The sequence below is a fragment of the Chthonomonas sp. genome (assembly GCF_035294165.1).
In the GTDB taxonomy this organism is placed as follows: Bacteria; Armatimonadota; Chthonomonadetes; order Chthonomonadales; family Chthonomonadaceae; genus Chthonomonas.
This window is the reverse complement of sequence record NZ_DATGLN010000112.1, coordinates 1-6965: the sequence shown is the minus strand read 5'-3', so window position 1 is coordinate 6965 and position 6965 is coordinate 1. Positions and strand designations below refer to the sequence as shown.

Sequence of the window (6965 nt, the reverse complement as noted above, 5' to 3'; positions counted from 1 at the left end):
TGGCCATCCTGGGTGTAGGCCTCATGGGCGCCTCGTTGGGAATGGCCCTGCGTCGGCGAGGGCTTGCCAAAACGGTGGTCGGCTACGATGTTCGGCCAAGCCATCTGCACATAGCCTCTCAGCAGGGCGCCCTAGATAGGGTTGCGGCGACACCGGTCGAGGCGATTTCAGAGGCCGATCTTGTGGTGTTCGCCGCCCCCCCTCAGGCCATTGTGGAGCAGCTTTCACTTTTGGCACCGCATATTCCCTCTCAGGCCCTCATCACTGACCTCGGCAGCGTAAAGGGGGCGATAGTACACCACGGCGAGGCGCTCTTCGGCCTGAGGTTTGTAGGCGGGCATCCCATGGCCGGAGGGCCTCAATCGGGGCCGCAGGCCGCACAATCCGAACTTTTTCGTGGGGCTGCATGGGCGATTGTGCGCTCAACGCCCTTCTCACTAGACGAAGACCCCTGGGCGCATTCGCTGGCAACACTAATTAAAGCGCTTGGGGCACGCCCCTTGCCGATGGAGGCGGCGCAACACGACCGTCTGGCGGCCCTTGTTAGTCATCTGCCGCACCTCCTTTCCTTCGCCTTTATGAACATGATCGAGGGCCACCCGAATCGGGAGCTTGCCAAGCAGTTGGCCGGTGGCAGCTTTCGTGACCTTACCCGCATCGCCTGTGCAGATAAAGCGCTGTGGAAGGAGATTTTCCTTCAGAATCGGGCGGAACTGCTGCAGGCACTCGCCGCCTTTGAAAGTCAGCTAACGCTTTTGCGCGAAGAGATCGAACGAGGCTAGAGGGGCTAGGAACCCTTGGCCGATACAGGTTCTCCCTCCATTTTTGGGGCGAAAACGCCGATTATAACTCCGTGCTAACCGAACTGTAAGGAGTTGTGGAAGAGGTGGTAGAGCCTGCCGTTCAAGAGATAAAGGAAGAGACTGAGGGGAAGGGCGTCGGCCTTGAGGGGAAGGGCGTCGGCCTTGAGGGAGAGGACGCTGGCCTTGACGAGACCGTCACTCTGCCCGACCCTCGCAAGCGAGGTCGTAAACAGGTTTTTGCCGCTGCCCTCGTGGCGCTAGCCGCCTTCTGCTTCGCGTTTTTTGTGCCGCATCATCCTAAAGCCGCAGCAACGGGGCTGACAGAGGCAAAGCTGCAGGGACAGTGGGTTTTGCAGAGCATCGGTAAAACGGCCACCGGCCCTCAAAGCGGTTGCCCTATTCTCGACCAGCAGGTAACCTTCGCGCATGGGGTGATCACCGGAACAACCCGGCTCTTGGCCGACACACCCGATGGCACCACCCAAATGCCCTTCCCAGATAAAAGCGTGCAACAGGTAAGTTCCGACGATGATGGGCAGACCCTCCTCATTCGGTGGCAGGGCACCTACGAGCTAAAAGGACCTCACCGGTTATGGCTGAAGATAGGCAAGGCCAGCTACCCTGTAGACGTTCAGAGCGACCCCAAGACGCATGCACTTATCTGCAGCCACGATCTTATTCTAACCTACCCTAACGCCACGCGTTATGTTCTCGCAAAGCCCTAGGGGCACCCCTTAAGCTATTGCCAGAACTGGTAAGTCGGCAGGCCCCTTGCAATGCCGTAGATATTCCACAGGCTACCCACCACAAACTGCCCCAGCATCAGGCCGATGAAGAAGGGCAACGCTTTCTGAAAAGCGCCTCGGCCTCCGTAGCGAAGGATAAGACCTTTGAATATCCATGCCAGGAACAGCGGCCCCCAAACCAAATTGATCTCCCACGAGGAGGTAACGGCGAAAGCCAGCGGATGGAAAGGCCACCAAGGGAACCGCACCCGCATCCACTGGAGGAAGAAGGCGATGCCACATCCCACAAAAATAGACATCAGCTCGCCGAACTTGCCGCGTGTGGGCGTGTTAAGCCATGAGGTTAAGTTGTTGTAGGGTTCTGGCCCAAAGGTCAGCACGCTTTTGGCTTCGGCACCATAGTGGTACATCAGTCCAAGCATATTCCAAAACGCCACAAACACCCCAAAGATGCCGAGGAAAAGCATGGCAAAGTACCAACTTCGATAGCGCGAGTGGGTCTGCTCGGCCAGCTTAAACCCCTCCAACTGGTGCGGCATGGGGTGGCTGCGGTAGGCGCGATTGAACCAGAAATAGAGGGAGAAAACGGTAAGTGTATTTGCAGAAAAGCTGTCGGTGCCGGCCACGCGCGTCATGATCATCTCGGGGCCGGTGAAATGGAGGTCGTGAACGGGGGTGCCCAGTTCGGCCCTCATGCGCGTAATGGCGATGGCAAGCATGAAATACATGAAGAAAAAGAGGATACCGATCCACCAAACCATCCCCAGCCAGGTGGAGAAAGCGACGAGCGAGCCTACCCCCAAAATCACTCCCAAGACGGCCCATCGGTAACGGATAGGCTCGGTGCTGTCATCGAGTTCGGAAGGGCGCCCCAACGCGCAACGAAGCACCTGCTTGATGTAGTTGCGGCTAAGCCAGGCGGCATAGAAGAAGAAAGAGAGATAGGCCCCAAACGACTGGTTTTCGATGTAGGGAAAGCGCGGGTCACGGTCGTAGCCAAGCCATACGACGGCGACCCGCTCCAGCTTCCAAAACCAGTAGAAAAACCACATCGAGAACAGGAAGTCCAGCGGCATGAACATGCCTAAGCCGATCATGAAGGGATAGAACGAGACAGGCGTCCAACCGAGCGCGTTCCACGGTTTGGATGTAAAGTACTGGCCTATATCCAGGAAGCTTTGGCCGAACCCCGGCGTGAGAACCGTGGGGATATTAGGATAGTAGTAGTTAAGGCTATTGATCATATCAATGGAGCCGGCGATGGCGAAGCCGAGCCAGAAGAGTCGGTTTCGGAAAAGCCCATTCGGCGCAAAAGCCTGTTCAGAGGTGATCTGCAAAGGCAGTTGGATGATGGGGTAAGTAAGTCGTTCATGCTCGGTCCACTGCTTGCGCAAGATCACATTGATGCAGAGCATAACAAAAAGCAGCATGGAGACGAAGGCCGTCCAGATGCAGACGACGGGCAGCCAGGCACGAATGTAGACCCAGCGAAAGATGGTGTCGTTGCCCACATAGTAGCCTTTGTAGATTTTAGGGTCGCTTATGAAAAGCGCCGGCTTCAGGTGCGGGATGATGAGATGTGCCCAGTTGTTGGAGCTGTTGGCATGCTTAAAGGGCCAGGTAAGCATGGGGACGAAAACTTCCAACATGTCGTGTCCGCTAACGGCGGCGGCGATGCAAAGAACCGAGTAAGTGAGGAGAAGTTCCCCGCGTTCCAGGGCCAGCCGGGGGGCGAAACGTTTCAGGCTTTGATTGGCCACGGTAAGGCAGAGCAGCACGAACACGGTATCAAAAAACAGGGAGATGGTGGTGGGATGGGCGGAGTAGCGCACGACCTCCATTTCCACCTGCCAAAAATCGGTAAGGGGAATAAGAATAAGGCAAAGGAGGACTACCCGCCAGGTAAGCGAGCGTCCGTATGGCTGGCGTTGGCCTTTCGGTAGGGCTGCCGCCAGGTGAGGAAACGGCTCTTTTTGTAAGGGCATATCCGCCATACTCAATTTCAACTCCTTTCAAGTGCAGAAAAAATTCGCCATTCTCTCGCCGTTTCCTGCTAGAGCCGTGTAGGGCCGAGTAAGTATGTTCTTACAGTACCGGCATTCTTGTTACACCAAAGAGCACTGAGAAAAAGCTTCCTGCACTTATAGCGTGCAGTCATAAGCTTCAAATCACAGTATAATCAAAACCTCTACCATCGCAAAATGTCGCCAAAGGAGGCCCAATAAGCCATGTCTGCGACATGGGTTGTCATGGCTGTTGTCGTACTCGTTTGCCTCATAGTCGCCTGTATCGCGCTCGTTCTCAGCATAACGCTTCGGAAGAGCATGCTTGATTTCATCGGCAAAGCGGAGAAGAGTTTTCAGGAGACACAGGTAAGTTTGAGATCTCTTGAACGCATCGATCAGCAGCACAATATGCTTTTAGAAGAGAATCGGGCAACGGCTGCCTTGCAGACGGCGACAGATGAACTGAGAAGGCGTCAAGAGGCGCAAGAGCTTTCTCTGAACGCTCTACGTACTTACCTGACTCAAATGGGGGCAGACCTAAAAGACATTGTAGGCAACACGCAACATACTTTAGCTCAACAGTTACAGACAGCACAGAGCGTTACCGATGAGCTGAGGCGACGGCAGCAAATTCATGAACAACGTCTAAACGATTTGGTGAATCAAATAACAGAAATAGATGCCGTTCTAAAAAACTCTGTAAGCACGTCGCAAAGTGCTCTTATTCAGCAGTTGCAGGAAGCCAAAAGCATCCTCGATATTCTTAAGGAGCGCGGCGAGCAAATCCGAGCGCAGCAAGCAAATGCCAACGAAATTCTAAACAATTTGGAAAGAATAATCGCAGGCTCACGTTCCCGCGGTGCAGCAGGAGAAAATATTCTTGATAGTTTCTTAGAGGTATTGCCAGCTGAGTGGAAGGAATATCAGGTAATGGTAAATGGTCGGCAGGTGGAGTTTGCTTTTAAGCTACCAAATCAACGTCTTGTACCTATCGACTCGAAGTGGGTAGGGGTGGAAGAGCTGTCTCGTCTCGAATCAGATTCCTCCTCAGAAGAGACGGCACGTATTCTACGAGGTCTTGAAGACAAATTAAGGCAAAAAGTGCAAGAGGTCACGAGATATTTAGACCCAGATAGAACCTTAGGCATTGGTATTGTTGCTGTTCCCGATGCGGTCTATGCAAACACACGCTCAGTGCACGTTGAAGCGTTGAGAAAGCGGATAGTCATTATTAGCTACAGCATGGCTGTTCCCTACCTTCTCACCCTCTGTCATTTGGTGGCACTATATGTTCCAAACTCAACATTAGACTTGGAGAAGCTACATATCCAGATTCAAAAGCTCAATCAGTTGCTGCAGGAGATGTCAGAAGAAGTCAACTCCAGGCTCTCTCGCGGTATCACAATGGTTACGAACTCGCGTGAGGAACTGCAAAAAAAGCTCACAGACGCCCAAAGAGAATTGTTGCCGATAAACTACTCCATTCAAGATGAGGGTGCCGAGTTACCAACAGTGATCTCGTCGGAATAACTAGCCTAACAGGGCAGCTATCTGCTGTCAATCAGAGCCTCTTTGATAAGGGCATCACAGATTCAGCCTCTACATAGCACTTCAGTGTTCCCGCTTCCACCATCTCCATCTTCGAGCTTTGGACTACCGTCAGCATGTGGAACGGCTATGCCTACTGGCGTTGGGACCAACGCAACCTTGCCGATCCCAATTGGCCTACCGCGCCCGATAACTTTAGTATCAGTTGGTGTGGGGGCCAGGGCTATTTCTCGATGGGCGCCCATAACGGCATGTCCAACTACGCCTTTGTGGACGGCCACGTAAAGACACTGAAGCGAACCTCCATTATGTCCTGGCCGTGGACGCCCCAGGCCATTGCTCAGCGCGCCGCTGCAGGGCAGAAGAACTTCAATCTTGTGAGCTGGGACGACCAGTACAAGTAGCGGGAGGAGCTAGAGATGGACTCGCAAAAGAAAACCGTCCTTGTTATTATCGCGGTGGTTATTGCGGTAGCGCTTGCCATTTGGTCGGCCGTGCGAACGTTCGGGCCGCAGGGTCGCACCATAGGTTCGTTGGGCAGCCTCAACGAGTCGAAGACGGCTCCTGGTTTTGGGGGACACCTCTAGCAGTGCTCCTCCGAAGTCGAATGCTTTACAAGAGAAGGAGGGTGGCTCCTCCACGCTTTCCGGCGCACCTGCCGGCATGGGCGGCCCCTAATAGCTCCAACGGTAAAAATTCAAACGGAGCCACGCTTTCCGGTGTGCCTGTTGGCATAGGCGGCTTTTGATGTTAGGAAGCGTAATAAGGAGAGGGCGGTAAGAGGAACTATCGGTTCCTTCCTATCCCCAATTCCTTAGGAAAACCTAAGTTTGCGCGAATCGGGAGTGATCGTAGGTTCGAGAGAGAGGTTCGCGCAGGATTTTGAGAGAGTGTGGTATAATATAAGAGGCAACTTCTCGAGGGTAGGGGCTTACGCGGCCTTTATTTTGAGAGTAAGTTGACCGTATCACCGGCTCTTCGGAGCTGGTGGGGATTGAAACGTGTTTTGGACTGGAGTTCTGTATGGTAGAATATCAAGTATCACCGGCTCTTCGGAGCTGGTGGGGATTGAAACTGCTTAGACATATTAACACCATGCCCGTTAAGCGTGTATCACCGGCTCTTCGGAGCTGGTGGGGATTGAAACTATTGCTGTGATTTCCATCGTCTATTTCCTACTGCCGTATCACCGGCTCTTCGGAGCTGGTGGGGATTGAAACTGTATGTGCCGATCAAAACCGATGAAGCGCATATGTGTATCACCGGCTCTTCGGAGCTGGTGGGGATTGAAACAACCCTTGCTGTGCCAACTGCGTGACGATGCTGTTAAAGTATCACCGGCTCTTCGGAGCTGGTGGGGATTGAAACTTCTGCTGTTTGCTGCGTACGATCTCAATCGCCAAGTATCACCGGCTCTTCGGAGCTGGTGGGGATTGAAACAACAAATACCGCAAGGTCAACAGATTCCGCAAGGAGGTATCACCGGCTCTTCGGAGCTGGTGGGGATTGAAACAATGCGGACTTGTCATTCATGGCTGGAGTTGCGCGTATCACCGGCTCTTCGGAGCTGGTGGGGATTGAAACGAATTATCCTGCCTATGTTTCCTTATTGCTCTGGAAGTATCACCGGCTCTTCGGAGCTGGTGGGGATTGAAACGATGAGAGGTGGATTTGATGCATTAAATGTATATGTATCACCGGCTCTTCGGAGCTGGTGGGGATTGAAACCTATCCACCCGATGGTTGTTTCGTGCTGGATTGGAGTATCACCGGCTCTTCGGAGCTGGTGGGGATTGAAACTTGCAGACGTAGCGCCAACCGTTTTTGAGCAGCTGGTATCACCGGCTCTTCGGAGCTGGTGG

General features: G+C 53.5%; 6 protein-coding genes and 1 CRISPR repeat array. Of the genes, 5 read left to right on the top strand and 1 reads right to left on the bottom strand.

Annotation, left to right across the window (positions count from 1 at the left end; all coding sequences use genetic code 11):
- Positions 1-782: prephenate dehydrogenase (locus VKV29_RS05605; protein WP_324200323.1), on the top strand; the 782-nt coding region annotated here is incomplete at its 5' end.
- 95 nt (positions 783-877) lie between these two features.
- Positions 878-1528, top strand: coding sequence for a hypothetical protein (locus VKV29_RS05600; protein ID WP_324200322.1), 651 nt, complete (start codon positions 878-880; stop codon positions 1526-1528).
- A gap of 14 nt (positions 1529-1542) precedes the next feature.
- On the opposite strand, the gene VKV29_RS05595 is transcribed toward VKV29_RS05600, so the two are convergent.
- On the bottom strand, positions 1543-3543 hold the full coding sequence (locus VKV29_RS05595; protein WP_324200321.1) for a DUF6785 family protein: 2001 nt from the start codon (positions 3541-3543) through the stop codon (positions 1543-1545).
- A gap of 234 nt (positions 3544-3777) precedes the next feature.
- Between VKV29_RS05595 and rmuC the strand changes: the two genes are divergently transcribed.
- The 3 genes from rmuC (at position 3778) to VKV29_RS05580 (ending at position 5690) form a co-directional block, all read left to right on the top strand.
- The gene (gene rmuC, locus VKV29_RS05590; RefSeq protein WP_324200320.1) at positions 3778-5085 is read left to right on the top strand and encodes a DNA recombination protein RmuC; all 1308 of its coding nucleotides are present in this window, start codon (positions 3778-3780) and stop codon (positions 5083-5085) included.
- Positions 5086-5219: 134 nt separating this feature from the next.
- Positions 5220-5507, top strand: coding sequence for a hypothetical protein (locus tag VKV29_RS05585; protein ID WP_324200319.1), 288 nt, complete (start codon positions 5220-5222; stop codon positions 5505-5507).
- A 15-nt stretch (positions 5508-5522) separates the two neighbouring features.
- Positions 5523-5690 (top strand): hypothetical protein, encoded by a 168-nt coding sequence (locus tag VKV29_RS05580; RefSeq protein WP_324200318.1) that lies wholly within the window; start codon positions 5523-5525, stop codon positions 5688-5690.
- A gap of 377 nt (positions 5691-6067) precedes the next feature.
- A CRISPR array of direct repeats spans positions 6068-6903; the repeat unit is 37 nt; unit sequence GTATCACCGGCTCTTCGGAGCTGGTGGGGATTGAAAC.
- Positions 6904-6965 lie beyond the last annotated feature (62 nt).